At 37.2% G+C, this 24,790-nt stretch carries 20 protein-coding genes; 7 read left to right on the top strand and 13 right to left on the bottom strand.

Annotated elements, in window-relative coordinates; translation table 11 throughout:
- Positions 1-54: 54 nt before the first annotated feature.
- The 4 genes from Q0794_RS09800 to Q0794_RS09785 all read right to left on the bottom strand — a co-directional run bounded on the left by Q0794_RS09800 (position 55) and on the right by Q0794_RS09785 (position 5,386).
- Complete coding sequence (locus tag Q0794_RS09800; RefSeq protein ID WP_298941536.1) at positions 55-426, bottom strand: GxxExxY protein; 372 nt, start codon at positions 424-426, stop codon at positions 55-57.
- A gap of 744 nt (positions 427-1,170) precedes the next feature.
- Positions 1,171-3,189, bottom strand: a complete 2,019-nt coding sequence (locus tag Q0794_RS09795; protein WP_298941535.1) for a DUF3488 and transglutaminase-like domain-containing protein — start codon at positions 3,187-3,189, stop codon at positions 1,171-1,173.
- Positions 3,182-4,189, bottom strand: a complete 1,008-nt coding sequence (locus Q0794_RS09790) for a DUF58 domain-containing protein (protein ID WP_298941534.1) — start codon at positions 4,187-4,189, stop codon at positions 3,182-3,184. The genes Q0794_RS09795 and Q0794_RS09790 overlap by 8 nt, the downstream gene beginning before the upstream one ends.
- A 288-nt stretch (positions 4,190-4,477) precedes the next feature.
- The gene (locus Q0794_RS09785; protein ID WP_298941533.1) at positions 4,478-5,386 is read right to left on the bottom strand and encodes an AAA family ATPase; all 909 of its coding nucleotides are present in this window, start codon (positions 5,384-5,386) and stop codon (positions 4,478-4,480) included.
- Between the two features lie 558 nt (positions 5,387-5,944).
- Here Q0794_RS09785 and Q0794_RS09780 point away from each other — a divergent pair.
- The 7 genes from Q0794_RS09780 to rplQ all read left to right on the top strand — a co-directional run bounded on the left by Q0794_RS09780 (position 5,945) and on the right by rplQ (position 10,979).
- On the top strand, positions 5,945-7,504 hold the full coding sequence (locus Q0794_RS09780; RefSeq protein WP_298941532.1) for a methyl-accepting chemotaxis protein: 1,560 nt from the start codon (positions 5,945-5,947) through the stop codon (positions 7,502-7,504).
- 406 nt (positions 7,505-7,910) lie between these two features.
- Positions 7,911-8,024 carry a 50S ribosomal protein L36 gene (rpmJ, locus tag Q0794_RS09775; protein ID WP_011770886.1) on the top strand — a complete coding sequence of 38 codons (114 nt, stop codon included), beginning with the start codon at positions 7,911-7,913 and terminating at the stop codon, positions 8,022-8,024.
- Positions 8,025-8,139: 115 nt separating this feature from the next.
- Positions 8,140-8,496: a 30S ribosomal protein S13 gene (rpsM, locus tag Q0794_RS09770; RefSeq protein WP_025565958.1), complete on the top strand. Its 357-nt coding sequence runs from the start codon at positions 8,140-8,142 to the stop codon at positions 8,494-8,496.
- A gap of 11 nt (positions 8,497-8,507) precedes the next feature.
- Positions 8,508-8,897: a 30S ribosomal protein S11 gene (gene rpsK, locus Q0794_RS09765; RefSeq protein ID WP_019613697.1), complete on the top strand. Its 390-nt coding sequence runs from the start codon at positions 8,508-8,510 to the stop codon at positions 8,895-8,897.
- Positions 8,898-8,930: 33 nt separating this feature from the next.
- Positions 8,931-9,551 (top strand): 30S ribosomal protein S4, encoded by a 621-nt coding sequence (rpsD, locus tag Q0794_RS09760; protein WP_298941531.1) that lies wholly within the window; start codon positions 8,931-8,933, stop codon positions 9,549-9,551.
- 25 nt (positions 9,552-9,576) lie between these two features.
- A complete protein-coding gene (rpoA, locus tag Q0794_RS09755; RefSeq protein WP_298941530.1) occupies positions 9,577-10,563 on the top strand; it encodes a DNA-directed RNA polymerase subunit alpha in 987 nt (328 codons plus the stop codon).
- Positions 10,564-10,598: 35 nt separating this feature from the next.
- Positions 10,599-10,979 carry a 50S ribosomal protein L17 gene (gene rplQ, locus Q0794_RS09750; protein ID WP_137297931.1) on the top strand — a complete coding sequence of 127 codons (381 nt, stop codon included), beginning with the start codon at positions 10,599-10,601 and terminating at the stop codon, positions 10,977-10,979.
- Between the two features lie 289 nt (positions 10,980-11,268).
- Here rplQ and Q0794_RS09745 read toward each other — a convergent pair whose 3' ends face one another.
- The 9 genes from Q0794_RS09745 to apt form a co-directional block, all read right to left on the bottom strand.
- A complete protein-coding gene (locus tag Q0794_RS09745; protein ID WP_298941529.1) occupies positions 11,269-14,880 on the bottom strand; it encodes an SIR2 family protein in 3,612 nt (1,203 codons plus the stop codon).
- Between the two features lie 100 nt (positions 14,881-14,980).
- A complete protein-coding gene (locus Q0794_RS09740) occupies positions 14,981-15,646 on the bottom strand; it encodes a hypothetical protein (protein WP_298941528.1) in 666 nt (221 codons plus the stop codon).
- Positions 15,647-15,673: 27 nt separating this feature from the next.
- Positions 15,674-16,816: an HNH endonuclease gene (locus Q0794_RS09735; protein WP_298941527.1), complete on the bottom strand. Its 1,143-nt coding sequence runs from the start codon at positions 16,814-16,816 to the stop codon at positions 15,674-15,676.
- Positions 16,816-17,439 carry a class I SAM-dependent methyltransferase gene (locus Q0794_RS09730; RefSeq protein ID WP_298941526.1) on the bottom strand — a complete coding sequence of 208 codons (624 nt, stop codon included), beginning with the start codon at positions 17,437-17,439 and terminating at the stop codon, positions 16,816-16,818. The genes Q0794_RS09735 and Q0794_RS09730 overlap by 1 nt, the downstream gene beginning before the upstream one ends.
- A 333-nt stretch (positions 17,440-17,772) precedes the next feature.
- Complete coding sequence (locus Q0794_RS09725) at positions 17,773-18,900, bottom strand: inositol monophosphatase family protein (protein ID WP_298941525.1); 1,128 nt, start codon at positions 18,898-18,900, stop codon at positions 17,773-17,775.
- Between the two features lie 14 nt (positions 18,901-18,914).
- Entirely contained in the window at positions 18,915-19,985 is a 1,071-nt protein-coding gene (locus tag Q0794_RS09720) for a phosphotransferase (RefSeq protein ID WP_298941524.1), read from the bottom strand.
- Positions 19,986-20,223: 238 nt separating this feature from the next.
- Positions 20,224-20,553, bottom strand: coding sequence for a YbaB/EbfC family nucleoid-associated protein (locus Q0794_RS09715; RefSeq protein ID WP_298941523.1), 330 nt, complete (start codon positions 20,551-20,553; stop codon positions 20,224-20,226).
- A 38-nt stretch (positions 20,554-20,591) separates the two neighbouring features.
- Entirely contained in the window at positions 20,592-23,423 is a 2,832-nt protein-coding gene (gene dnaX / locus Q0794_RS09710; protein WP_298941522.1) for a DNA polymerase III subunit gamma/tau, read from the bottom strand.
- Between the two features lie 3 nt (positions 23,424-23,426).
- Positions 23,427-23,972: an adenine phosphoribosyltransferase gene (gene apt / locus Q0794_RS09705; protein ID WP_298941521.1), complete on the bottom strand. Its 546-nt coding sequence runs from the start codon at positions 23,970-23,972 to the stop codon at positions 23,427-23,429.
- Positions 23,973-24,790 lie beyond the last annotated feature (818 nt).

Below are 24,790 nucleotides of genomic sequence, written 5' to 3'. Positions count from 1 at the left end.
GTCAGATTTTGACCTTAACCTCTCTGCTCTTCGTGGTTAAGTAGCTGTTGGGTATTAAGTTTTAAAACGCTTAATACCATTCTTCAAGAAAACAGTATTAAAATTAATTAATAGACCTGTCTTCACATTCGCTAATTTCATATAGGTTAATATTTGCGCTTCATGGATAGCAGTTAACTGGCTTACACTTTTGAGTTCAATAATGATTTCATCAGCAACGAGTAGGTCAATTCTATAGGCACAATCAATTTCAACAGATTTATATCTTATAGGTAAGGCAAGTTGTTGCTTGTATGGAATATTTAAACTGGATAATTCATAAGCTAAGCATTTTTCATAACTCGATTCTAGTAATCCAGGACCTAAGTTTTTATGAACTTCAATAGCACAACCAATAACTTGAAAAGATAAATCTTCAAACTCCATATTATCCACCTCAACTTCAAATATTAATTAGTATAGTTAACTAACTAAAATAATCTGTTCATGCTGTTTAACCGTACAGTTTTGGCTTTAAAAAGACTTAACAAACCACCAAGCGCAACACGGAGAAAAACCTCTAAAAGTGAATTTCTGCTTTTGACCTTAACTTCTCTGCCCTTCGTGCCTTCGTGGTTAAACGGCTTTTGATTTTAAAGACCTTAATCAACCACGAAGCGCTTCGCTACACGAAGGACACAAAGAAAACCTTTAAAGATGAGTATCTGTTTTGATCTTAACTTCTCCACCCTTTGTGCCTTCGTGGTTAATCGGCTTTTGACTTTAAAGACCTTAATCAACCACGAAGCGCTTCGCTACACGAAGAAAAACCATCATTAATAAATTTTTTAAGCTTTTGACTTAACTTCTCTACCCTTCGTGTCTTCGTGGTAAATAAGCTTTTGACTTTAAAAACTTAATCAACCACGGAGCGCTACGCTTCACGAAGGATATGAAGAAGACTGTTAAAGTGAATATCTGCTTTTGACCTTAACCTTCTCTACCCTTCGTGCCTTCGTGGTAAATAAGCTTTTGACTTTAAAAAACTTAATCAACCACGAAGCGCTGCGCTTCACGAAGGACACGAAGAGAATCTTTAAAAGTGAACGGTGTTTTTAACTTAACCTTCTCTACCTTTTGAGCCTTCGTGGTAAAACTGCTTTTGATTTTAAAATAAAAGCAATGTAAGCATTAACGCTTACATTGCTTACTAATCAATTTTCTCAGTACAACCAGCTCTGCAATTAACACGTTTTTTTGTGATGCAGTTAAACTCGCCTGATACTTTATTTGGTTATACACCATAGCGAATTTAACCAATGAAGGTTGTGCATCAACCTTTAACTGCCCTAGCGCGTTACAATAATCAGCAACGGTTTGCCCTTTATGTCTGACCAAATGCTTTTCAGTGGCTGTGTTATACAACTTATTAAACAATCGATCTTCAATAGGTAGCGTCTCACCTTGCCACGGTTTAAATATCCATAATGCGGTGATCGTTGTGCCTAAAAATAACAGCAGTAATATCAACATGGATAAATTTAACCAAGGAATGTTACTCAATAAACGCTTCAGTATTTCTAATTGCTTCTGATTATCATAATTTATAACCCAAACCGCCCAAAAGTAATCTGCTCTATCGAGGAAATCAGCGAGTTGATTGAATAATTGATTATTTTGCCAATGACGAAGTGACAAGTATTGCCCAGATAAAAACTCACTTTGATCATCCAAGCTTTGTAATATGCCCTGTTCCACTCGTTCAGGTGAAACATACGCCGTTGGGTCGACGCGCGTCCATTGTTCATCTTTCCAAATCTCAACCCAAGCATGAGCATCATATTGACGTACACTCAAAAACTCATTTGAGTTATCCCATTCCCCCCCTAAATAACCAGCCACCATACGTGCAGGCACATTCAATACTCTAGCTACATACAAATAAGTACTGGCGTAATGCACACAAAATCCAGCTTGTGATGAAAACAGAAAATCATCAATTTGTTGCTCGCCCAATAAAGGGGGCTTTAAGGTATAACGAAAATCATCCTTATTAAACATCGCTAATAATTGATCTAATATCGCGTACTTATCAATGCCTGAAGCGAGCTTACTCTGTATCCACTCCCTTGTTTTAGGGTTATCGACCTCAGTGCCTTTACTTGGCAATTGCGTGTATTTTTGTAACGACTTTGCGCTATTAACAAAACCGTCGACTTGCTTATATTGCTCGATTTTAAAAGCTTGGCGTTTATAAACAGGGTCAACACTGCGTAAACTAAAATCACTTAATAACGCACTGTCATTACTTGAATAAGCAAAATCCAAGCTCGGCACGTAATGCTTATAATGAGGTTCTAATATCAATTGATAACTACGTTGTTTATCAATTAACTCGTAACCTAGATTCTTACCTCTTTTAGCCCTTTTTTCTTCTCTTTGTAAGCTGGGGCTTTGCGACCATGTTTTGCCATCAAACTCATCTAACGTTAACACTCGCCAATAACGTGCTTGTCCTACAGGTAATACGCCTTGAGGTGATTCGTCATCAAAGCTCACTCTAAAAGCAAGTGCTGAAGATTGGCTTAATTCAGCAATACTGCCAGGGGACACGCTATCGGTTAACCCCGTCGTTGCTTTGTTTTGTAATGGCATTTGCCACATGGAAGGTAAGCGAGGTAAAACAAGAAATAGCACCACAGCCAATGGCAAGCTTAAAACGAGCACTTTACTCAACACCTTAAATTGGGGTTTTGTTTGTAAAGTTGCACCATGTATCGACAGTAAAATCATCAGCAATAAAGCAACCACTATAGCCGCAGCGGCTGCCATCATAATACTATGATTAAACACCAGAAAAACCGCCACTAGCACAATGCCGGTATTCACAAAAAAGTGCACATCTCTAACCGATTTTAATTCAAGGAACTTAAGGCTGAAGCCTAATAAAATCACATGCACCAATATATTCAGCACATCTGACTTATAAACCATCAACACAATAATTGAGATACAAATAACAGAAATACTATTGGTCATCATTTTCTTTAATGCCGTTACTCGCCCAGTAAACAGCGCAATACGCCAGGCAGCACAAAGCACACCAAAAACAATTAATAGCACATTCACTTGCTCAGCTAATAACACCACCACTAAGGCATAACTAAACACAATTAACGACAAGCTTTGACGTGTTAAAAACTCAGGCATGCTGCTCTCCATATAACGCTAACGCACGTAAACATGCTTGTTGATGCTGCGCACCAGATCCTACTTCAATAACTCTTTTTCCAAGATCTAACGCATAGCTAATACCTTGCTGTTCATACGTTAACACTTGATAAGCTAACATCGACAATCGCGCTTCAGTGGGTACGCCATTAAAAGCCGACAAAGATAAAAACACATCGCCACCTCGTTCCTCTTCAAACTGCTTAGTAAAAACACCTTTTCCTTGAGCAACTTGTTTCCATGCTATCGATTTTAATGATTCGCCTTCCTGAAATGGCTTTAACGTACTGAACGTATCAAAACCGACTTTAGCAGCTTGCTTTCCTGCCTCTGTTTCATCACCGTTTAACACCACGTTATCTAAGGCATTTTCAATGGAGCTCGGATACAACAAACATGAGAAACCAAAATCAATATGCGACCACACTCTAAACAACCCAAAAGGATAATAAGATTGCACCGTAACGCGTCCGGGTTTAAACCATCCTCGTTTGGTGCTTTTTGCAAATAAGCTAATATTTTGTTGTTCAGATAAAGGTTCTGCCATGGTCGCGGGAAAAGTTGAACTAGCCTGCTTAAACGCAAAACTGGTTTGTTGAGCACAATTCGCTTTGGCATTTTTTGACCGTGATAAACGTAAAGTAAAAGCACAATTTTCATTCGCAAACTGATCTTCCGTTTGGCTTGCTGTTAATCTCAGGCCTGACAGGTTTTGGTGGCTTAATAATAAACAAGTGATCATAAAACTTAATAGAAAGTACACCAAAAATAGAATCAAATTATTTTGATAATTAGTGCCAATTAAAAACAAAATAACGCAGGTGGCTAAAAATATAAGCCCAAACCGAGAAGGGAAAATAAACGTATTACCTCGGTTCAAGGTAATTGAATCAACAACCGGTATGCGCTTAACCAACCAACGATCAAATCGCTGATTCATTAACGTCTTAAACTGCTTTGATATTATTGTCAGAGACATGATTGCTACCTTTACTCAATACGTGCTTATCAACGTTACCGTTATTCTGTGTGATTTATTAGTCGTATTTAACTCGTATGCTTTTATTCTTATGCTTTATTAAACAGTGTCCAACACGCCTCGACTAAGCGTATTTCCTGAACATCACTTTCTAATAATCGAGATTAAAAGCGGCTTAGATTTAGATAATAAAAGTATTATTAAAAATGTTATTTAAAAAAGCCTGATTTAAAAATTCATGGTTAAAAGCGCGATTTTAAAAACACTATTTTAAAAAATAAAAATGAATTACTGTAGCGGGTCAACACTATTTAACAGGGTTTGGCTCAATGCTTGTCCACTTTTCTTAGTGCCATTCACCCCATTTAATCGATGATCAGCCACTGCTACAAACACCGCTTGAACATCCTCTGGTACCACATAGTCACGCTGCTCAATAAAGGCCATCGCTTTAGCCGCACTCAACAACACTTTTGAACAACGAGGTGAAAGCGCATTCGCATATTCAGCGCCATAACGACTCTCTTCAATTAAACGGATCAGATAATGTAATACCGCATCACTTGCTTGCACCAACCGAACAGCGGCTTGCATTTCATTCAATTGCTGAGCATCAATAATCGCTTCAGTCACTTGCGGTTGGTATTGTCCTTTTAACATTAATAATTCAGCGTCTTTATTAGGAAAACCCAATTCAATGCGCATCATAAATCGGTCTAATTGGGACTCAGGTAACGGGAACGTGCCCGCTTGATCTTGTGGATTTTGTGTCGCAATCACAAAAAAGGGTTGGCCTAATGGATAGGTATGTTTATCGATAGATATTTTACGTTCTTCCATCGCTTCCAATAATGCACTTTGTGTTTTAGGGCTCGCACGATTTATTTCATCGGCTAATAACACTTGTGTAAAAATAGGTCCTTGGTGGAAACTGAATTGTTGCAGTTGCTTATCAAAAATCGACACACCTAAAATATCAGCAGGCAACATATCACTGGTGAATTGCACTCGTTGATAATCTAACCCTAAGGTTCTTGCCAATGCCCCCGCTAAAGTGGTTTTACCCATGCCAGGTAAATCCTCAATCAACAAATGGCCATCAGCTAATAAACACACCAGCGCCAGTTTAGTCTGTCGCTCTTTACCTAATAAAACAGCATTCAGCTGTGCCAATATTTTTGCAATCTTATTATGCATAGTCTGTTATTCCTTTAAGCATGCACTAACACTTCAGTGATAGATATTATTGATAAACAACAGATTAGCTTAATTACATCCAGACAAGAAACAATTAAATAAAATACTTACAACACCCTCCGTTTAACCACATAACGGCGTTTATTTAATTAATGCTTTTTATAAGATGGGATCTTCAGTGAATTTATAACTATTCAGACTAAAAGCCACATCAAAGCCACAACAAGTTAAAGCAATTTAATATCTATACAACATCAGCGTTCAAACATTAAAGTACACATCTGATGCTAAAAACTTACTCTTTTTATAAGATACTTTTGCTTATATCTCATTTACTTCTACTCTCGTTGTACCTTCAAAAGAATGAACCAGTTAATAAAAGAACACATGACAACATAAAATTTGAAACTTGGATTCAAATAATAAGTGCATAACGTTAATTTAAAATAGTAATCACTTTTCGATAAACTCGAGAGTATGTATACTCCTTTATGGCTACATCCTTCACTTATCATGTGAATTTAGGAAGGAATATTTTACAACTTCAGGAAACAAAAAATGAAAAAAACAATACTGATAGTAGTATTTGCAATGTTTGTTATTGCAGCAATTACTAGCATTGCTGCAACCTCTTATATTTCTAACCAAGAAATAGATGAAATAATTCTCAAAAAGTCACAACAACAGGCTTCTTTACTGGTTACCAATGTTGAATATATTCTAGAAAAATCACCACAACCATTGGCCGACTTACAAAGTTTGGTCACTTCACTTAAAAGTCGACCTGATATTTCTTATGCCATTGTCATTAATAAACAAGTAAAAGCGGTTGCACACAGTGACAGAGAAAAACTTAATAAAGTGTACGACGACAGTTATTCAGTAAAAGGTGCTAGCCAAGGGGTTTCTCAACACTCGAAATGGTATGCCGACGTACAAAAAGTATGGGTTTACGACATAATGACACCTATTTATGTCAACGGTAAACTTTATGGCACGGTAGATATCGGTATTCCAATTACAGAAGTCAGCGAAGCGGCTTCTGGCATATTAATGATTCAGTTAGTTGCAATCTCAGGGATATTTATTATCTGTATCTGTATTCTTATTTGGGTAATGAATCACCTTTTCAAACCCCTTTCAGGATTACAACTGGCATTAGAAGACATCTCTAAAGGTGATGGTGACCTTACCGTAAGATTACCTATTAAAGGGGATGATGAAATCACGCGAATTTCGATCGCCTTCAATGCCTTTGCTAGCAATATTAATGAAATAGTGACTCAAGTTGTTAAAACAGGCGTGCAATTAGGTCTGTCAGCGACCGATGTTAGAGACCAAGCTTTACGTTCACTAACACGAGGTGAAGAACAAAGTGAGCAATCTATCTTAGTCGTCACCTCAATGAATGAAATGATCGCGACCATCAATGAAATTTCTTCAAATGCATCTGGTGCAGCTGACGCAGCGCAAGATGTAAACAAAGAAACGCAAGAAGGTAATAAAATATTACAGGAAGCCACCAGCACTATTCAAAACCTATCTGAAGAAATAAACAATACTTCACTAGTGATAACGTCATTAGCCGATAGAACTCAATCTATAGGGTCAATTCTTGAAGTTATTAACAGTATTTCAGAGCAAACCAACCTACTTGCTTTGAATGCAGCCATTGAAGCCGCTCGCGCCGGAGAAGCAGGAAGAGGTTTTGCAGTAGTCGCAGATGAGGTAAGAAATCTAGCAACCAAAACCGCTAAATCAACCGGTGAAATTCAGAAGATGATTGACTACCTACAAACCGAAGCTAAAAGTGCAGTAGAGGCAATGAGCATCAGTAAATCTTTAACCTATGAAGGCTCAAAAGCCACTGAAGAAGCGCAACAAGCACTCGTCAGAATATCAAATCAAGTCATCGCAATATTAGATTTAAATACTCAAGTAGCCACTGCAACAGAGGAACAATCGAGTGTATCTAATGAAATTAACATGAATATGGATACAGTGAATAACTCAATAGTAGAAGGTGCAACCGCTAGTCAGGCATTAGAAGTCACCAGCAGAAACTTAACCGAACTAGCAGACACGTTAGATAAACATGTAGGCTCTTTTAAAATATAAAGTTCACTTTTTAGATCAACTGACAGGTTATATTGCAAATATAGCCTGTCAGTAAATACCGCCCCGCCCCATCAAAAAAAATACCAAGTTAAAATTTTTACCACTTATCTTAATACCACTTATCTTAATACCATTTCAGAAATAGCATTAAAGAAAATCATGATTGTATTATTTTGCTCTTCAAGTTTAAAATCTAAATTTATTCTCCTCCAAACGATCTCTTTTAAAAAGAGAGTCTCTTTTATCTCTAAATTGTAAATCGGCATGATATTTATTCATTTTTCATCAAGTATTACTCGAAAATTTATATAGAATTTGCTATATTCCACCACCCTTCAGATGTACAGGTTTATTTTAAACTTGTTCACTCTTCGAGAGGCTAATATTTACTAACCGGAGTGTTGCAATGAAAGTTCGTGCATCCGTTAAAAAGATCTGTCGTAACTGCAAAGTAATCAAACGCCACGGTGTGGTGCGAGTTATCTGCGTAGAGCCAAAGCATAAACAACGCCAAGGCTAAAGTTTGGATATCAACATCCTAGTGATTCAAGTTTGAATCGCATTTTATAATCATTATTTGTAGAGCATCCTTTCGGGCTTTTCGCAAATAAACCGTTAACTTTAAGGAGTGCATAGTGGCCCGTATCGCTGGCATTAACGTTCCTGATCATAAGCATGCAGTTATCGCATTAACTGCTATTTTTGGCATTGGCAAGACTCGTTCACAAATTATTTGTGCTGAGTCAGGTATTGCTGAAAATACTAAGCTTAAAGATCTGGATGAAACACAAATCGAAGCGCTTCGTACAGAAGTAGCTAAATTCGCCGTTGAAGGTGATTTACGTCGTGAAGTATCTATGAGCATCAAGCGTCTAATGGACCTTGGTTGTTACCGTGGACTTCGTCATCGTCGCAGCTTGCCTGTACGTGGACAGCGTTCTAAAACGAATGCTCGTACCCGTAAAGGTCCGCGCAAAGCAATTAAGAAATAGGGTAAGAGATCATGGCTAAAACACCAACTCGTGCTCGCAAGCGCGTTAAAAAGCAAGTTGCAGATGGCATGGCTCATATTCATGCTTCTTTCAACAACACAATCGTCACTATTACAGACCGTCAAGGTAATGCTCTTTCTTGGGCTACTGCAGGTGGTTCTGGTTTCCGTGGTTCTCGTAAATCTACTCCGTTCGCTGCACAGGTTGCTGCTGAACGTGCTGCTGAAGCAGCAAAAGAGTATGGCCTTAAAAACGTAGAAGTTTTTGTAAATGGACCAGGACCTGGTCGTGAATCTTCGATTCGCGCACTAAACGCGGCGGGTTTCCGTGTAACTAATATTACTGACGTTACACCGATCCCACATAATGGTTGTCGTCCACCAAAGAAACGTCGCGTTTAATCGCAACGTTCTAAGGTAATTGGAGAAAGAACAATGGCAAGATATTTAGGTCCTAAGCTTAAGCTTAGCCGTCGTGAAGGTACTGATTTATTCTTAAAATCAGGCGTTCGTCCGATCGAATCTAAGTGTAAAATTGATAACGCACCAGGTGTACATGGTGCGCGTAAACCTCGTCTATCAGACTACGGTTTACAATTACGTGAAAAGCAAAAAGTACGTCGTATGTACGGTGTATTAGAAAAGCAATTCCGTAACTACTATAAAGAAGCTGCTCGTTTACAAGGCAACACTGGCGAAAACTTACTTCTTTTATTAGAAGGTCGTTTAGACAATGTTGTATACCGTATGGGCTTTGGCGCTACACGTGCTGAATCACGTCAACTAGTTAGCCATAAAGCTATCCTAGTGAACGGTAAAGTTGTAAATATCCCGTCTTTCAATGTGAAAGCTGGTGATGTTATCGCAATCCGTGAAAAAGCTAAAAAGCAAACACGTATTGGCGCTGCATTAGAGATTGCTGGTCAACGTGAAGCCCTCGCTTGGGTTTCGGTTGATACAACGAAGATGGAAGGCATATTTACTCGTCAACCTGAACGTTCAGATTTATCTGCTGAGATTAACGAACAGTTAATCATCGAGCTTTACTCTAAGTAAAGTTAATTTTTAAGAGAGGACATAAATGCAGAGTTCTGTAATTGATTTTCTAAAACCAAGATTAGTTGATATCGAACAAATTTCAACAACTAGAGCAAAAGTGGTTCTTGAACCACTAGAACGTGGTTTTGGCCACACTTTAGGTAATGCGCTTCGTCGTATTTTGTTATCGTCTATGCCTGGCACAGCCGTAACTGAAGTCGAAATTGATGGTGTACAACATGAGTACAGCACCAAAGAAGGCGTTCAAGAAGATATCCTAGAGATTCTTCTTAACCTTAAAGGTCTGGCAGTAAAACTTGAAGGTAAAAACGAAGTTTTAGTTAGTTTAACTAAATCTGGCGCTGGTCCTGTTACTGCAGGCGATATCATTCATGATGGTGATGTAGAGATAGTCAATCGAGAGCACGTGATCTGTAATTTAACAGGCAATGCTGAAATCAGCATGCGTATTAAAATTGAATCAGGTCGCGGTTATGTTCCAGCTTCATCACGTATGCATAGTGAAGAAGATGAGCGTCCAATTGGTCGTCTATTAGTAGATGCGACTTTCAGCCCTGTTGAGCGTATTGCTTACAGTGTTGAATCAGCACGTGTTGAACAACGTACCGATTTAGACAAGCTTATTATCGATATGGAAACAGATGGTACTTTAGAGCCTGAAGAAGCAATTCGTCGCGCAGCTACAATTTTAGCTGAGCAGTTAGACGCATTTGTTGATTTACGCACAAAAGTACAAGTTCCAGTTGAAGAAGAAAAGCCTGCATTTGATCCAATTCTTTTACGCCCAGTAGATGATTTAGAACTCACTGTTCGTTCTGCTAATTGTTTGAAAGCAGAGTCGATTCATTATATCGGTGACCTAGTACAATGTACTGAAGTTGCACTTCTAAAAACGCCTAATTTAGGTAAGAAGTCTCTAACTGAAATCAAAGATGTACTTGCATCACGTGGATTGTCTCTAGGCATGCGCTTAGAAGATTGGCCACCAGCAAGTTTAATCGAAGATTAGTCTAAAACCGACTTACGAATAATAAGGATTAGGTTATGCGCCATCGTCAAAGTGGACGTCAACTTAACCGAAACAGCAGCCACCGTCAGGCTATGTTTCGTAATATGGCAATCTCTATTGCTACGCACGAAGTTATTAAAACTACCGTGCCTAAAGCAAAAGAATTGCGTCGTGTAATTGAGCCATTAATTACACTAGCTAAAGTGGATAGCGTTGCTAACCGTCGTTTAGCGTTTGCTCGTCTTCGTGATGATGCAACAGTAGCAAAATTGTTTAATGAACTAGGTCCTCGCTACGCGACTCGTCCTGGTGGATACACTAGTATCATTAAATGTGGTTTCCGTACTGGCGATAAAGCTCCAATGGCTTACATCCAGTTCGTTGACCGTCCAGTTGTAGCGGACGAAGAAGCGTAAGTTTCTTTATAGTTGCAATAAAAAAGCCGAACTTATGTTCGGCTTTTTTGTATGCTTTTAAAAAACTTATGAATAGTCGTTTACACAGTAAATACGTAATGACTAAATACATACTTAATTGCTGCCACTACGAATAAAACAACTTCCACAGAATCTCCTAAAAAATAATGCGAGAGCTTGGTTGAAAGTCACAATTATATTATGTTTAGAAATAAGTAAATCTAGCTTTTCACTTAATATGAAAATTTATATTCGAATAAATTGGGTACTTATAATTTCAAAAGTAGTATCACTGTAACCACTGATTCTTAATTTCAGAAAACTCATTTTCACTTAAACAACGCTCTTTCCAAATAAGTAATGCCTCATTCATTGCATCACTTTTATCAAGAGAATGATGGTCAATTAGATATGCGAGTCTTGCAGCTAATTTTTGTAGCTCCAAGTTTTCTTCAATAGTTAACTCTTTAATTCCATTATTTATTCTTTTTAATTGGTTGATAATTATATTTTCAAATTGATCATTAATAGGTACAACGTCAGCAAAAATTACGCTTTCAATTACTGTCAATCCATATGTTAGATTATAGCTTTTGTCATACTTAACAAATTGAAAAACACTCTCTATAACATCATCGCAAATTGGGCTTTCAATTTTAATAAGGTAGTGAATTGATTTAAATGTATCAACCACGGTGCTTTTATCATCACTTGAGATCGAGTTATTGATTAACGCTTTTATTCTTTCTTTATCGACTAAATTAAATAAAATAGTGTCTAAATAAATATAAGGTACATCATGTGTTTTGAAGTCATTAACCATTTGTAATAAATCATTTCTATGTTCTTCAAAACTGTCTTTAGTTATTACAGAGCAAATAACTTGAGGAATAAGAGAAAAACGAGTTTTAAACTCAGCTTTAATATCATGATAGACTCTTTTTTCTAGAAGGTATTTTTTATCTACATTCCACCATGCTATTAGTTTTTTTAAAATATATATTTGCTCATTTTTATCCCATTTTAAAAAAGAGCTAGATATAACCATTTCATTGCATAATAAATCTGGTCTAGAGGTCAAAGTATATGCATTGGGGTTTGGCTCTTCATTTTGTATAAGATGTGTAGATTCGAGGAGATAATTTTTTAAGTTTGCTTTATATTTATCCTGTTCAATAAGAACCTCATTAAAAGCAGCTTTACAAAAATTGGTATTATTCGGGATTCCAAACTCATCTGTTTGTGACAGCAAACTACTGTTTAAAGCTTTATGCTGGTTTTTATTGAGAATAGAAAAATTGTAAAGTGAGATAAGAACCTGTGTAGCATTATCCCTTTCATTTAAAATATCTGATTTTATAAACTTAATTAATGAATAAATTTTCTTAGCATCTATCTTAACTGCTTGTGATTTAATAACTTCATTCGATATATTTTCAATATAATAAAATGGGTTATTAAAATAATGCTGAAATGATGACTTTTGTATATTTGAGATATATAAATATGATAGCTCAATAAAATTGGGTAGATAATTTATCATTTCTAAATCACTTAGCGAATAGATCAAACGCTTTACCAATGTCTTTACATCCGCAAATTGCCTACCATATTCTGTACTGTAAATTCGTATTAATAAGTTTAATATATCCTCTTTTACTGATATTGAACATTTACAACAAAGTCTTGATAAAGCTTCAGGTAACACTTTCCCACTAAGGTTATTAGAATCATTTATCTCACATAGTTCTGTTAATCGTGAAATATATTTAAGTGCAATTTCATCGATAGATTCAACTGTCATTGTGTTTAATTTTTCACGAGTGAAAAAAACCTTAACTGTTTTACTACTACCTAATTGAAGCATTGTCGCCATAGCCCAATTTGGCGCAACATTAGCAATTCGTTTTATTGCGTTCTCTACACCTTTAGCACCTAAAGTAGTATTTTTTATTTGATATGGAATACCAGTATCTTCAAAGAACCTCAATAAATGAAAAGCATTCTCGACTTCAGGGACATTATCATCAGCTATATCACTAGGATCAATAAAACCAACGTCAAAACTATATTGCGATGAAATGAACTTTCCAGTTACGAATTTATGAGAAATATCTTTTTCTAAAGAATTAATTTCTCCTCTGGGGTTACAAGAATATCGTTTGAGGAAGTCTAACCTTGATTGAATTTCATTATCATTATTACGCGTCCAACCTAAAGCATTCTCAATGTAATTAAGTAATAATAGTACATAAGATTCAAGCGAAACATGGCTATATTGATTTATGACATTAGTTTCATTGATATGCTTTTTAATTTTCACTAACGCATTATTTAACAAAGTTTTTGCTTCTTGGAATTGCCCTAATTTAGCCAGTAAGCTTGATTTTTTATACATCCAATATGCTGTACTTTGAGAAACATTCCACCTCATTAAGCATATTTCCAGTTGTTTTCTATCTCCATCAAATAAAAATTGTAGAGCTTGTTCATGCTCTATTTCATTAGCAAATTTTGATTTATCTAATGTATTTACAATCAATGAAAAATAAGTATTCCACTCGTTTGATTTTCCTTCCTCTCTGTAATAACGTAATAATGCAAACATTAAATATGAAATCTTATTTTTTAAATTTTCAACATCCATACCTTCAATACTTGAAGCTTCTTTGCTTAATTCTTTAATATAATAATCAACTACGGTTTCTATCACCTGAATCTCATCATCCCATATAGGTAATAAACACTTTTCTTTTCTCCATAAATACTCATAAATAAATTCAAGTTTTACTTTATTGTCGATTGGATCTTCATCATTAATATATCCCTGCCAACGACGTGTTCTTTGGTATAGTTGACTTCTTATATTTTCAGGTACAATCAACCAATTAGGATATTTACCTCTAACATTACTCCATTTCTTAGTAAGCTTTACTATTTCAGAGCTTTTAGCCTCAAAATCTTCAGAGGGTTGTATATTTTTAGGAAATGGACTTGTTTGAATTTCTTTAGAAAATTCCTCTATGATTTCCCAGTCTACCGTTTCTATTTTATTACTTTTTATATAATCAAAAAAATACTCGATTCCTTGTTTATGATCTTGACTATTTAGTTCAGGGCATAAAGACATATCAACACATGTAATATTATATTGAGATAATGCTTTTTCTTGTGAAGCAGAAAGCCCTAACATCCCAATTAAATATATTTTTGGCGAATTACTTTGACCTAAATTATCCCTTATCCAACCAATCCATTTTAAAAAATTAGGGTCATCACCAGAAAAACCAATTAAACAAAGTGTATTTTCTAAAAGAGTTTGCTGAACTGTATTTACAAATGGGGCATATTTAATAGGATATGTTCGATAATCTTCTTCGCTTATAATTAAAGGAGTTGAAGCATTAAAGCAGCCATGTAATTTTATTATGCGCGGAGAAGCAGAGTGGATTAAGTCGTTCTGATTAACAACAATCTTATAATTACGTGCAACTTCCATAGAAGCCCTATCTAATAATGTATCGTAATTTGTAGTGAATACGTCAGACCAAGGGAAATTAAGTAATGTGTTATGGAGATCAGAAGGTAAATACTCGAGATCAGGAATAGAGTCTTTTAACAGATAATTAAGAGCAGGACGTCCAAAATTAGCCTCTACTTCATACGCAAGCTTTAAAGGGTCAAAAAAATTATATTTAGCCTCTTCAATTTTTTCACCTCTAACCTTTTGATAAAATTTATTTCCTAAATCTTGCCAACTAGGAAATGATTTTTTATTATTCCCTATTGGTTTAGCATTCATACTAAACCCCGCACCGACCATTATTGAGGCATTTTGACTCCAAATACAATTAGATATTTCTTCTAAATATGGAAGGATTGAAATGGGATATTTACTCATATGTAACCTTTATTTTCTAATTAAAATAGACACACATGATTCACAAAATAGCGGCTATATTATATTAATTTAATCTATTTATTTTTCATGATTTTCAGCATCAATCTAAAACAAAATTTCGTTCGATAACAGCATCATTAGGCAATTGAAAGGTTCTTAATACTTTTTCTTTCGGTAGATAAATGGTTATTTCCTGTCCACTTTTATCAACTACCAAACCATTTAATGTAATAAGTACATCTGATTTTTTGTAGGTAATAGTAGAGCATTTCCTCCACATATTTGATTCTATTACACAGCCTTTCTCATTTAAGTTTTCGATCACTTTCTGAGCCGTTGCAACCCCTTTGTTATAAGCGGCTAACGGGAAAGCGATAAAAATATAAATAAATATTAATAACCCAACTAAATATCTAGAGTAGGTTTGGGCTTTCTCTGATAAATCACCAACGGCGGCTCCTTTTTTTATAAATACGTCAAAGATAACAATACAGATACCAATGCCTGCACCAACTAATAACATATGCCACTGTTCGATTATTGAATAAAAAGCTTGAATAGCTATTTTACCTATAAGTCCAACTGATAAAATTAGACCTTGTGCAATAAGTTCCTGTTGAGTACCAATATTAGCACTCACACCATAGCCTTCCCCCACACCTTTGATAAAAAAATAGGCAACCATATAAGATAAAAAACCAAATAAGACTGCTAATGCGGTTAAACTAGGTATAAACCCATTTACTTTATTAAATATTTTTTCCATATCGATCTCTGTTATTTAGATACGTTTTTAATTTTTAAAAATCATTTCGCGATGGTAAGCAAGATAGTTTTGATGCTCATTGTTTAATGATATTGCCATGTCCACGCCAATACCCAATACTTTATGATCATCGAGAGAGTCAGAAATGAGCACCTTACCTTTATCGTTAAAAGTGATGTAACCACCATCAAATGCTTTATCAATATTGGCTAGTAATAAAATACCATTGTTAGGGTCTAATCTTTCTTTATCATTTGATACAGACCAAGGCCGTATATGCGATGCAATTAAAAAGTCAGTATTCCTATAACCTGTTAAAGCACAGCCATGCCAATAATTAATAAGATCAGATCTAAATTTCCCCTGCCCTAAGCGAGTTTTCACTAACGTTGCTTTATCTGTGGCTGTTGTAGCCTCATCTTTAATGATCGTTTCTAGATCATTGTTAAGAGTAGTTTGAGTAATATTATCTAAGAATGCAGAATAGGATTTAATGGCTGCACTATACATACCATTACCTTTTTTATTTTTAGCTTTAAATTCTTCTATTTGCATTATTTTTTCTGTCACTTGGCTATAAGTTGCATGTGAACTGATAGACATTAAGCTTCCAGTCGCTAAACCACTGCCTTTAAGCCAATTTGGAATTGAACCTTTTAATGCACCGATATAATTTTTTATGGTTTTATCAGACTTACCAATAGATGAAGCCCAGCGCATATACTGTGCTTCTAAGTCACCTAAGTTATGAGTTAAGGCGTCTTTCAATACACCTCTGGTTATTGAGCTTTTGAGGTAATCAAAAAGCTCATCATCAATATATGCGAAATTGACAAAACACAACATAGTTGCATTACTTGCAGATTTCAGTTTATCAAACTCTTTTTGGTATTCAGGCTTAATATCTAAGTGCCAGAAATTACTGCTTTGTAAATGATAAAAGGGTAAATGCGGCGTATCTTTATCATTCCCCTGTTTAAGTGGTTCAAAGTAGGAAGTAAAAGATGCTTTTAATTGTTCACTAAAGATAATTTTATTTTGAGTAATAATGCCCTGTTCAATAAGATCAATAACAGCAAAAAGTAAGCAAATTTTATGAGGTTTAACATGACCATTAGAACGATCAGCTCTAATTGATTGAAATTTATCAATGTAATATTTTACCGCCATTAATTTGTTTCCTTAATGAGCACTACCGTTTGCCATGTCACTGACTCTCGCCCAATAACATCTGCATTTTTGTCAGTGACTAATAATGGAGATAACCCAAACTCTTTACTCATGTGCAGTAACTGGTCACTGCACACATCAAGCATATTACGTTCATCGCCACTTGGGCCATGACGCAATGAGATAACTAATTTTCCACCGGGTTTAAGTAGGTTAGCTAATTTCCGTAACGAGCGTGAACGTTGTGTCTCGGGAATATGCATCCAAACAGCACTCAGTAAGATCAGGTCAAAACTGACTTCTTGTTTGGTGACTGTGGTTAAATCGGGTAAGGAGTCTTGCAACCAACGAACGTTTAAACCTTGGGTATATTGTTTGCCTAGTTCGGCAAGCATTGCAGCAGGCTCTATCGCGGTAACTGAGATATTGTTGCTAGCACCCTGTTGCGCCAGATATTTACTATCGCGCCCCGCGCCTGCCCCTAAGTCTAAAATGCGGGCATCGGGTTTGTTTAAGATGGGTGTTAGATATTCAAGCCATGGTTGATGCACCTGCTCAAAGGATTTTGATAAATACAATTTTGCTAAATAGTCTGCATTTTTATTGTAAAAGCTCTCTGGCATTTTATTTACTCAGTTCCCTGCACATTAATTTCATCTTGTTATTGAAAGCATTTAAGATTTGATTCTCAAAATAGGGAAAAGGAGCTTATTCCTTAATAGCTAAATTCATTACATAAGTTCAGCTATTAAATCAGTTTTATCACAAAAAAGTGATTTTAGGAATGGTAAGAGCTTGAAATAGTTGATATTAATGAGAAAAATGAAGAATACTGTTTATTCATCACTTTTTTAGAGCATTTCAATTTGAAACACGCTTTATTGATGAACAGTAGATTGGTTAATTAATGTTGTGAAATAGCTTAACAGTTTAGCTATTAAGGTATTATTTAACCATTATTTGAATGCTCTACACATAGTAATGAGCCTTTGTGCGAGCTTTTGTTCTGACGCGTAAAGCACACCTTGATGGTTCATATAGTTTGAATCGTGTCGATTTAAATCAAGCGGATTGCCGTGAATGTCACTGACCCAGGTATTTGTCGCATTGGCTAAACAAGCTGTTGCGCTGAAGTCCCACAAACTGCCTCCGCCTAACTGGGGTTTAGGTAATTTAATATAACAAGCGGCATTGTGCTGAGGGTTCTGTTTTTCCATCACGGCACATTCAATCACCGACATTGCATTCATTACCGCGCCTGCTTGTTCTTTGACTATCACTTTTTCATAACCTAGTTCATTGGCTAATATTGTTAACTGCTTAATTAACACTGGATAGTGCTTACTAAACTGAAAGCTTCTGTCGCTGTAAAAAGTAAATGAGTTATTCACCTTATTGATGGTATTGATACTGCTGATGTCGCTTGTGCTACTTTCAGTTAGTTTGCTTGGTAGTGATTGGTTTAATAATGACTCGCTTGGTAATGGCTTGTTTGGCGATAAGTCGCTCGGTGATGATTTATTGAATGGCTGTTTATTTTTATAGCCCTGCGTCATCCCCAGTGTGTCTATCATTGTATGATAAGTGGTATTGCTTGTGGGTTGATGCACAGCCGCCAGTATGGGCTCGCCGCTTGCTGCGACTAGTGCAATCGATACGGCATAACCATTTCCGCCCTCTATGAAGGGTAAGGTGCCATCGAGCGGATCGATACACCAAAAGTAGTCTTTTGTTAAACGTGGATGAATGTTTGTATTTTCTTCACGGCTTTCTTGATTAGCGCTTTTTAGATTAATCGCTTCTAGATCAGTGCTATCTTCGCTTAGCTTTTTTTCGTTTACTTGTTCTTCACTCAGCAGTGCTAAATCGTACTGTTCACAGATCGGTTGTAAGATAGTTAAGATAATATCTTGGCAAGCAAAATCCACGTCTGTCACCACTTGTGCACTTTGACTACTGCCTGCTGCTTTAAAGTGTGTGGTTAGTAATGCACGGTCAAATTGACGAATATAATCGCCAGCTTGCTCTGCCGCTTGAATGGCTAATAAGCTTAATTGATTCAGTTGTTCTGTTGTTAATAACACGGCTGTCTGACCTTTTAGGGAAATTGTGTTAACGATTTTAGCGCGTGTGCAGTGAGTTGTTCAGTGTAAGCATTAATTTTCCAATGCGTTGGTGACCACCCTTTTACAAAACGTTGAAAGTCCGCCCAAGCAATGGCATATAAAGGTCGCCACGCTTCCTCTAGTTTTGTTGCATCAATATCTTGACGTGTTTTTGAAACTGCCGAGGTTAAACATTGAAAGTAATGATCAATTAACGCCGCTTGTAACTGTTCGCAATCTTCAGGTGGAATAGCACTGCTGATAAATAAGATCAGATCTTTCATGCCACAACCCTGCCCAACGTATTGAAAATCTACCGCGGCAACTTTGTTAGCATCAGCAGAGAAACAAAAGTTAGCTAATTTAGCATCGCCATGCACTAAGGTTTGAAAAGGTGATTGGCTTAAGATGTGATCGATACGTTGTGCTGAATGTTTTAATTCACTATCTTGCAAGGCGGCGAATTCATCTGGACGCGTCGCCAAGTGCCAATAGGTTCCAGTTGCCCATAAGTCGTTGGCTTTTCTTTGAAGATGTAACGCATGAAAGTTAGCAAGCCATTTTATACAGGTTTTGGCTTCATCAAGCGTCGCTTCTGTTTTAACGATGGGATAACCGACTGCGGCCAAATCTTCTAATACCAATAAGCTTTGTTGTTGGTCACTTTGCAGTGCAATACAGCGTGGTGAGTAGCAGTCATCATTATTTAGCGCGGTGTAATGAGCATACCAATTTGCTTCGACTTGATAAGAATGCAATTTACGCTGATGCGACAGTGTAGTATTCCACCCTTTAGGATGCGAGCTAGGTTGTGGTGTATTTACTAATTTCACGACCACTGCGCGATGTTCACCGCCTTGCAAACTGACTCTAAACAGTTCCCCATATCCGCCCCACACGCCTTGAATTAACTGAACATCAGATATCGCTTGCGCGCCAGTCAATGTTAATAAGGTTGTTTTTAATGAAGATGAAATGGGCATAGTTGCTTCTTTTATAAAATAAATAATCTCAAAGTAGTTGATGGTACCGCACTCGTCCATGAATTCAATAATATGAGTCATGTTATTGGCTTAGATTGAACTGGGTTGGCGACTGTAGACAATAAAAAGTTAGATGATAAAGGTCTAGGCGACAAAGAAATAGCTGATAAAAGTATGGGGTATAAAATAGAGATAACTTTGAAACTAAAACATAAATACGAAAACAAAAAAACTTGTCTTCATTTCGTTATTTAATAAACGATGCAAAGACAAGCTATTGATGTTAATTATATTAACAGTGTATTTCGTGGCATAAAGCCTAGAAAGGCATTTTGAAGCCTGGTGGTAAATCCATACCGCCAGTTAAACCGCTCATTTTAGTTTTGTTAACTTCTTCAACACGACGTACTGCATCGTTCATTGCGGCTGCTACTAGGTCTTCGATCATGTCTTTGTCGTCTTCAAATAAGCTTGGATCAATTTCAACTTTACGTACATTGTGGTTACCCAATAAAGTTACTTTGACTAGGCCGGCACCTGATTCACCAACCACTTCTGTGTTTGCGATTTCAGCTTGTGCTTTTTGCATGTTCTCTTGCATTTCTTGGGCTTTTTTCATTAAGTCGCCCATTCCGCCTTTATTAAACATATTTTATCTCTTTATATTAGTTAATTAAATCATGCCGATTATAGCGGCACGACACTATTTTCATAGACTTTTGCAGCGTAATCTCGCACAAGCGTCTGTACAATTGGATCGTTTTTAATCGATGTTTTCGCGTTATCAAGATACTGCTGATAAACAACTTGCTCTAATTCCATTGGTGTATAGCTGCCAGCAACTTCACCTTGCTCAATAGTGATGGTGTATTGTTGACCATAGTAATGGCTTAGTTTGTTTTTTAAGTCTTCACACAAACTTTGATTATTTAATAGATGTGCTTGCGATTTATGTAATTTCAAGGCTATTGCTTGATCTTTTTGCTGCATAACACAACTTTTTGCTAATAATTTTTCAAATCCCACTAATTCCATGGCTTTAATGGCTAAGAACCACGCGTCTGTCATTTTGTCTTCAACATAAGCGGCAATATCTATTTCAGCACTTTGTAAGTTTGGATCATTCACCAACATGACTTCAGTACTCGAAGCTGATTGATTTAATGTAGAAATATCATGATTGGCAACCACGGTTTTTGCAGCAGGTGCTTTTTCAGGTATTACTTCAGTGATCACTTGTGCACTTGCTGATGGTTTAGCAATGCTTGCTTGAGAAGCGCTCGAGTTACTGGCATTTAGATGAGCAGCGTTAGCGTCTGTAGACACGGATTTAGTGTCTTCGAAGTAATCATTCTGCACATGATGGTCAGATGTTGGCGCAGTGGTGACATCAGCACCTTTAGCATGCTTGTCAGAATGGTCATCAAAGTAGTCGTTATTTTTCTGGCTATTGTCAGTATCGCCATAATCATTACCGCTATAATCACCATTATAGTCATCATAGTTATTTTGATTATGTGGTTGTTCTTGGTAGCTTGTTAAAGGCGGTAACTCTTGTTCATTCGTTGAATGGTTAGGCGATGCTTGTTGGTTGTTTGAATGGTCGTTATTTGAATGTTGATTGCTTAAACGCTCATTGCTTTTTGCTTCAACTGCTCTTATTGGCATTGGTGTTTTTTCAACTGGCACTGCATGAGTGACAGTTGATGGTTCAACGACTTTCTTTTTTAGCGGTTCAGTGACCGGTGTCGCTGGCGCTGTTACTTCAGATGCGGCAAACCGATCGTTTGCTTTTGGTATTTTTTGCCCAGTTGCCGCTTCAATCTTTTTTAGTTCTTCTCGCTTTAAACGATGACTACGTAACATGTTACGTGAGTTTGTTGTTGCTGCTAGATCAAAGCTTGCAGGTGCAGGTTCACTTTGTACTGGCGGTGTTGATGTAGTTTGCGCTACAGCAGCAGGGTCAGAAGCGGTCTCATGAACGGGCGCTGCAGTCGGTTGCTCGTATTGAGCCGCTGTAACGTGTTGTTCTGATGCATGGATATTTTCAGGCACCGCATGTTGTTCAGTCGCAATATAAGCCGCTTGATCGCGAGGTTGTTGATAGTCTGGCTGATAAGGCGTTGATGGCTGTTCTGGTGCAGCAGATTGTGCCGCTACCTCAGTTTCGTCAGTGGTTTGTTGCACTACTGGTTGAACAGCGGCTATTTGAGCTGGCACTGCATTTTCTGTTTGCAATGGAACCGCTGCTTGTTGTGAAACTGATTCAGGTACTGTAGCCGCTATAGGTGTAGCTTGAGGTTTAACGGGTTCCGTTTGTGTTGCTAGATTTTCAGGTCGTGCTGTAAGCGGTTGTGTTTCTGTACGCGTTTCAGGAGCAACTGGTTTAATAGTTTCAACTTGTTGCGCTTTAACCAGCATTGATTCATCAATATCGATGTAGTTTGCCGGTTTAAAGGCAAGCAAACGCATTACGGTCATTTCTAATGCGACTTTACCGTTTGGTGCGTAGGCGTAATCTTTAAAACCTTGTACTGCAATTTGGTAGAATAACTGCACTTCTTCTGGCGTTAAACGTTCTGCTAATAACTGCACGGTAGTTTTATCAGTAACATTGGCATTGAGCTGTAATTGCATTAATGCAATTTGGTGACATAAGCTTGCTAACTCTTGGTGTAAAGCAGCAAAGTCAGCGCCTAAGTGCACAAACTCTTGAATCTTTTCAAAGACTTTTTGGCTATTACCCGATGCGATGAAATGTAATAAATAATGTAGATGCGATTGGTCAATCGTGCCTAACATTTTTAATACGGCGGCATATTTGATATTGCCAGCGCCAAACGCGAGTGCTTGGTCAGTCAAACTTAATGCATCACGCATACTGCCGTCAGCAGCTTTAGCAATAACGCCAAGTGCAGGCTGCTCGTACGTTGCTTTTTCATGATCTAAAATCGCAGCCAGTTGTTGTTCAATTTGCTCTGGCATGATCGCTTTTAAATGGAACTGTAAACAACGCGACAAGACGGTAATAGGTAGTTTTTGAGGATCAGTCGTTGCGAGTAAGAATTTCACATACTCTGGTGGCTCTTCGAGCGTTTTTAGCAGTGCGTTAAAACTGTGCTTGGATAACATGTGCACTTCATCGATCAAATAAACCTTATAACGCCCTTGCGCTGGTTTATATTGCACGTTATCCAATAGTTCACGCGTGTCATCAACTTTAGTACGGGATGCCGCATCAATTTCTAATAGGTCAACGAATCGACCTTGATCGATTGCTTGGCAGTTAGCACAGACACCACAAGGGGTTGCTGTTACGCCAGTTTCACAATTTAAGCTTTTTGCTAAGATACGCGCGATAGTTGTTTTACCAACCCCACGGGTACCGCTAAACAAATAAGCATGATGTACGCGATCTTGTGTTAACCCATTTTCTAATGCGGTTAATACATGCGGTTGACCAATGACTTCTTTAAAAGACTGTGGTCGCCACTTCCGTGCTAAAACTTGATAGCTCACTAATTATTCACCCGCGTATTCAATCAAAGAGAAAACAGGAACAGACATGGCTTTTAGTTTATCTTCACCACGTAAGTCTGGTAAGGAGATAACAAAAGCAGCTTCAATGACTTCACCGCCTAAGCGTTCGATAAGTTTAACTGATGCTTCTGCTGTGCCACCTGTTGCTAGTAGATCATCCATCAATAAGACTTTTTCGCCTTCTTTGATGGCATCTTTATGGATCTGTAAAATGTCGTTACCGTATTCTAATTCGTAACTTTCTTGAATTGTTTCACGTGGTAGTTTGTTAGGTTTGCGCACTGGAATAAAGCCAGCGCCTAACGCTGCGGCTAATGGCGCACCAAAAATGAAACCACGTGCTTCTGTACCGACTATTTTGTCTATTTTTTGTGTTTTATAACGTTCTACGAACAAGTCAATCGTTGCTGAGAAAGCTTCACCATTTTCAATCAGGCTAGTGACGTCACGAAATATGATACCCGGTAACGGATAATCTTTGATGCTTTTAATGCTGTTCTTAATTAATGCTAATGGTTCCATGCTCATCTTTTTTATCCTGTAATATCTAATATCATAGGGTAAATAGTTGCTTGCAGTAGTGCAAGTTGTGTTGTCATAAAGTAGGTAACTATTTTCAATAATTGCATAAAAAATCGTCTGTTCAGCTTTTGTGGATGTATTGGAGGCTGATGGAGTTCTATCTAGTGTTAAAACAATGAGAATAAATAGCTTAGATATTGTACGAATAGATGTTGATAATATGCTTTGAATTTAAAAGAGTATTGGAGCACTATGAAGGGCTGCGCTTCACTAAGCGCACGAAGGAAAATAAAGTACAAACAAGCAGGCTAAAGCATGCGCCCCAAGTTCAAAAAATGACTAGCCCTTAATATGATATTAGCCAGTATGGTTTAATCATTAACGCTTTTGACTTAACCTTCTCTACCCTTCGAGCTTTCGTGGTGAATTGCTTTTGATTTTAAAAAGCTTAAGCAACCACGAAGCGCTGCGCTTCACTAAGGACACGAAGGAAAATAAAGTACAAAAAAGCAGGCTAAAGCATGCGCCCCAGTTCAATAGACAACTCATTTCTAAAACATATATCGATACTATCTTTTGACTTAACCTTCTCCACCCTTCGTGTCTTCGTGGTTAATTGCTTTTGATTTTAAAAAGCTTAAGCAACCACGAAGCGCTGCGCTTCACTAAGGACACGAAGGAAAGCCAAAGAATTAACAAGTTATTTATTACCTTCTTATTCCAAGTAGATGAAAAGACAACACAACAATACAAACAAGCAGGCTGAAGCATGCGCCCCAAGGTCAAAAAATGATTCGATCTGAAAGTAATAGTCGCCAGTATAG

The organism is uncultured Psychromonas sp. (assembly GCF_947489755.1).
Lineage (GTDB): Bacteria > Pseudomonadota > Gammaproteobacteria > Enterobacterales > Psychromonadaceae > Psychromonas.
Note: the sequence above shows the minus strand (reverse complement) of the source record. Positions and strands in the feature narration are given on the sequence as shown.

Coding starts and splice junctions, on each gene's coding strand:
- Q0794_RS09745 (WP_298941529.1), bottom strand. CDS start 14,880: ATGAGTAAATATCCCATTTCAATCCTTCCATATTTAGAAGAAATATCT.
- rpsK (WP_019613697.1), top strand. CDS start 8,508: ATGGCTAAAACACCAACTCGTGCTCGCAAGCGCGTTAAAAAGCAAGTT.
- rpoA (WP_298941530.1), top strand. CDS start 9,577: ATGCAGAGTTCTGTAATTGATTTTCTAAAACCAAGATTAGTTGATATC.
- Q0794_RS09780 (WP_298941532.1), top strand. CDS start 5,945: ATGAAAAAAACAATACTGATAGTAGTATTTGCAATGTTTGTTATTGCA.
- Q0794_RS09785 (WP_298941533.1), bottom strand. CDS start 5,386: ATGCATAATAAGATTGCAAAAATATTGGCACAGCTGAATGCTGTTTTA.
- rpmJ (WP_011770886.1), top strand. CDS start 7,911: ATGAAAGTTCGTGCATCCGTTAAAAAGATCTGTCGTAACTGCAAAGTA.
- apt (WP_298941521.1), bottom strand. CDS start 23,972: ATGAGCATGGAACCATTAGCATTAATTAAGAACAGCATTAAAAGCATC.
- rplQ (WP_137297931.1), top strand. CDS start 10,599: ATGCGCCATCGTCAAAGTGGACGTCAACTTAACCGAAACAGCAGCCAC.
- Q0794_RS09735 (WP_298941527.1), bottom strand. CDS start 16,816: ATGGCGGTAAAATATTACATTGATAAATTTCAATCAATTAGAGCTGAT.
- Q0794_RS09720 (WP_298941524.1), bottom strand. CDS start 19,985: ATGACTCATATTATTGAATTCATGGACGAGTGCGGTACCATCAACTAC.
- Q0794_RS09790 (WP_298941534.1), bottom strand. CDS start 4,189: ATGTCTCTGACAATAATATCAAAGCAGTTTAAGACGTTAATGAATCAG.
- Q0794_RS09740 (WP_298941528.1), bottom strand. CDS start 15,646: ATGGAAAAAATATTTAATAAAGTAAATGGGTTTATACCTAGTTTAACC.
- Q0794_RS09800 (WP_298941536.1), bottom strand. CDS start 426: ATGGAGTTTGAAGATTTATCTTTTCAAGTTATTGGTTGTGCTATTGAA.
- Q0794_RS09715 (WP_298941523.1), bottom strand. CDS start 20,553: ATGTTTAATAAAGGCGGAATGGGCGACTTAATGAAAAAAGCCCAAGAA.
- Q0794_RS09730 (WP_298941526.1), bottom strand. CDS start 17,439: ATGCCAGAGAGCTTTTACAATAAAAATGCAGACTATTTAGCAAAATTG.
- rpsD (WP_298941531.1), top strand. CDS start 8,931: ATGGCAAGATATTTAGGTCCTAAGCTTAAGCTTAGCCGTCGTGAAGGT.
- Q0794_RS09795 (WP_298941535.1), bottom strand. CDS start 3,189: ATGCCTGAGTTTTTAACACGTCAAAGCTTGTCGTTAATTGTGTTTAGT.